2 protein-coding genes are annotated in these 3,659 nt (G+C 45.9%); both read left to right on the top strand.

Going from position 1 to position 3,659, the window contains the following annotated elements:
* Positions 1–310: 310 nt before the first annotated feature.
* A complete protein-coding gene (locus ACWVCM_RS10950) occupies positions 311–901 on the top strand; it encodes a hypothetical protein (protein WP_455201791.1) in 591 nt (196 codons plus the stop codon).
* Between the two features lie 681 nt (positions 902–1,582).
* On the top strand, positions 1,583–3,659 hold a 2,077-nt coding region (locus ACWVCM_RS10945; RefSeq protein WP_455201790.1), incomplete at its 3' end, for a cytochrome c3 family protein.

The raw sequence follows: 3,659 nt of genomic DNA, 5'->3' as shown, positions 1-3,659 counted from the left end.
CCACCGCCGATGGGTATGGGTGGCGGTATGGGTGGAATGTAGACTCAACGACTTCCCTCTGTAGTAGCAAATGCAATCGCACTTTCGCTTAGGAAGGTGCGATTGCAAAATTTATTCAAAAAATTCTCAACCTGGTATCAAAGAATAAGAAAGCAAATGGTAATTGTTCACAGAAATTAGTGATTTAATTCACTGACCGCAGTTACTAGCGATGGTTATAGTTAAGTTACTGTTAGGGGAAAAAATCACAGTTAGGGAGAGTAGTAAAACGATGTCAAAATGGCGGTCTTTTATAAAAGCACGAGCATACGTGCGCAAGTTGGGTCTAAAAAACAATCAGGAGTGGCGTGCGTACGTGCGTGGCGAATTTAAGAATCTGGGTAAAAAACCCGATGACATCCCCTCAAATCCCAATTTTGTCTATGGCGAGAACGGCTGGGATGGCTACGGTGACTGGTTAGGTAATGGGAATGTTTCTACTCGGATGCGGCACTACCGGCCTTTTACGAAAGCCAGGGCATTTGTACGGAAACTGGGATTAACCAGCGAAAATGACTGGCGCTTATATGTTAAGGGCCAGATACCGAATCTTCCTGAAAAACCGGATGATATTCCCGCCAGTCCCCACATGGGATATAACGGAAAAGGCTGGATCAACTATGGTGATTGGCTGGGTACCGGAAACATTTCTTATCACCAGGCGCATTGGCGCTCGTTCAATAAAGCGCGCTCCTATGTCAGAAAGCTTGGTTTAAAAAACAGTTCGGAATGGCGGAAATACTGCCGTGGTGGTCTTCGTAAAGCAGGTAAACCGGTTGATATTCCAGCAACGCCTTATAAAGTATATGAAGGTAAGGGGTGGAAAGGTATGGAAGACTGGTTGGGAAACAAAAAACGCTAACAGCTTTCTTGATAAGCGTCGTTGTTCCATGCCGTGTTTTGCAGGCAGTAAAAATAATAAAGAATTTCTTCAGTAGACTCTAGTTATACACTACCTACGAAAGTAATACTTATAGTATTGATAAACATGGTTGATGGATGGTCACTTTAACATCCACAGTCGCCGAAATATTCACCTATGTTCTTAAAAATTACCTTAAACTCGGCATATTCCTGTTTTACCTCAGATATTGACTACATTTTAATCCGCAGCAATCTATACGTATTATCCTTTACACTAGCTCGTAACATTAAGTACGTCGTAATCGTTACTTAAGTGTGAAAGCCACCGTGTTGCCGGCAATGGTTATATGGCAATGGCTTTAAGGGAAATGTGAGTGATTACTGGAACGATCGATTCCTGATTCACGACCGTTATGTATGTAAACAAAATAGTAGTGCTTCATCCTAAACTGCAGAATATAAGTACATCACCGGAGTCACTTCAGTAGTTTTACTAAAATGCAGGCGTCTGCCAGGGGGCAACGTCACTTCGCTACAGAGTTGTTAATCACTGTTTCATCGCCTTGAGGGAGAGCTTTACAGGGTGAATGCAGGCTGATGCCTGTTGCTGCGTATGTGCTGAAACAAATTCACAGCTCTGTCGGGAGACGTGGTGTTTGACAGGCTGTTAATAATAAAAATGACGGCAAGCGGGCAGCTAACTATTGCACATTTAGTTAGCAAAGGTTTTGCTACGCTTTTAATTTATGCGCTTTTAATTCTTTTTGCTTCAAATGCCTGGTCGGTTGATAACCTTTCAGGTTTCAATTTCGATCGCGATGATCTAGATGTAAACACCTTTGACCATATCTCTACGGGATTCCCTTTAGAAGGTAACCATGCTGTCGCTGACTGCGAATCCTGTCATCTTGGCGGGGTTTTCGAAGGCTTACCCAAAAAATGTGAAACGTGTCACGATGGCTCCTTTGCCGTAGGCAGGGATTCGAATCATATTCCAACCGTTGAAAACTGCGATGTCTGTCATACACCGCTAGGATTTGAAGCGTCTGCTGTAACAACATTTATGGATCACAGCGTTGTCGGAGGTACTCCCTGTTCAGGTTGTCATGACGGTGTTACGGCGACAGGTAAAAATCCAGCGCATATACCTACCACCATGGAATGTGATACCTGTCATAGTGTTAATAGCTGGACGATTGTTTCGTTTGATCATTCCACTGTAATTGATCAGGCCTGTATTGTTTGTCACGACGGTGTTAACGCAACAGGTAAGGCACCGGACCACATTTTAACAACAGATAAATGCAACGCCTGTCATGGCACTACCGTATGGGTTCCTGCTGATAGAGTTGATCACCGGGAAGTTGTTGGTACATGTACCAGTTGCCACAATAATTTGATAGCGGGTGGTAAAGCCGGTAATCACTTATTAACTACCGATGATTGTGCGGCCTGTCATGCCGTTGATATGTGGATTCCTGTTATCAGGGTGGATCATACGCAGGTTGTCGGTACTTGTGTGAGTTGCCACAATGGTACTTTGGCTATTGGAAAAAATCCCAGTCACATCGACGCCTCTAATGATTGTGCAACGTGCCACGATGTAACGGCCTGGACTCCCGCAGCACAGGTCGATCATACCCAGGTGGCAGGCACTTGCTATAGTTGTCACAACGGTATTGTTGCCAGTGGCAAAAGTGACGGGCATATTACGACAAGCAATACCTGTGATGCCTGCCATACATCCATAGCCTGGTTGCCTGTCATCGCTGTAGATCACACGCAAACAACCGGTAGCTGTGAAAGCTGCCATGATGGTGTCATTGCAACGGGCAAAGCACAGGATCACATATTAACAACACAAGCATGCGACAGCTGTCACTCTACACAAAACTGGTTGGTCACATTTGACCATACAGTCGTTGTGGGTCAGGCATGTATTGATTGTCATGATGGCGTGAGTGCCACCGGTAAAAATCAGAACCACATCAACACTACCGACCTGTGTGAGTCCTGTCATAACACAGCGATCTGGATACCCGTCGATCCACTCGTCGATCATGCACAAGTCATCGGGACCTGTGCCAGTTGCCATGATGGTATAAGCGCAACAGGGCAGGGTGCTAATCATGTTCCAACTACCGAAGCCTGCGATGCCTGTCATGCCACAACGGACTGGCTGGTACCACTTTTTGATCACAGCACCGTCACTGGTCAATCCTGCGTTGATTGTCATGATGGTGTCCGTTCCACAGGTAAAGGGCCTGCTCACATTACTAGCAGTGATTTATGCGAAGCCTGCCATACAGGGACGACGGCATGGACTCCTGTTACCACAGCAAATGTTGATCACGCGCAGGTCACGGGTACCTGTCTCAGTTGTCACGACACAGTGATTGCGTCTGGCAAGAGCGCTAGTCATATAAACACAACGGATGTCTGTGAAGCTTGTCATCAACCAGGGCCAACGCCCTGGACGCCTGTGGCACCTGGCGCAGTAGACCATGCAGAGGTTATTGGTGTTTGTTCAAGTTGTCATGACAATGTAATTGCCACCGGGAAAGGTGTAAATCATATCCCTACCACAGATGAGTGTGATACCTGCCACAATGTTCAAAACTGGGCAACCGGAACGGTCGTAGACCATACAAACTTCTCTGGAAACTGCATAACCTGTCACGATGGTGTTGCCGCCAGTGGCAAATCAGTCAATCATGTCGCAACGAGCGATGCTTGTGATGCGTGTCACCAGAATT

The organism is Kaarinaea lacus (genome assembly GCF_975902315.1).
This window is presented reverse-complemented; position numbering and strand designations above follow the sequence as displayed.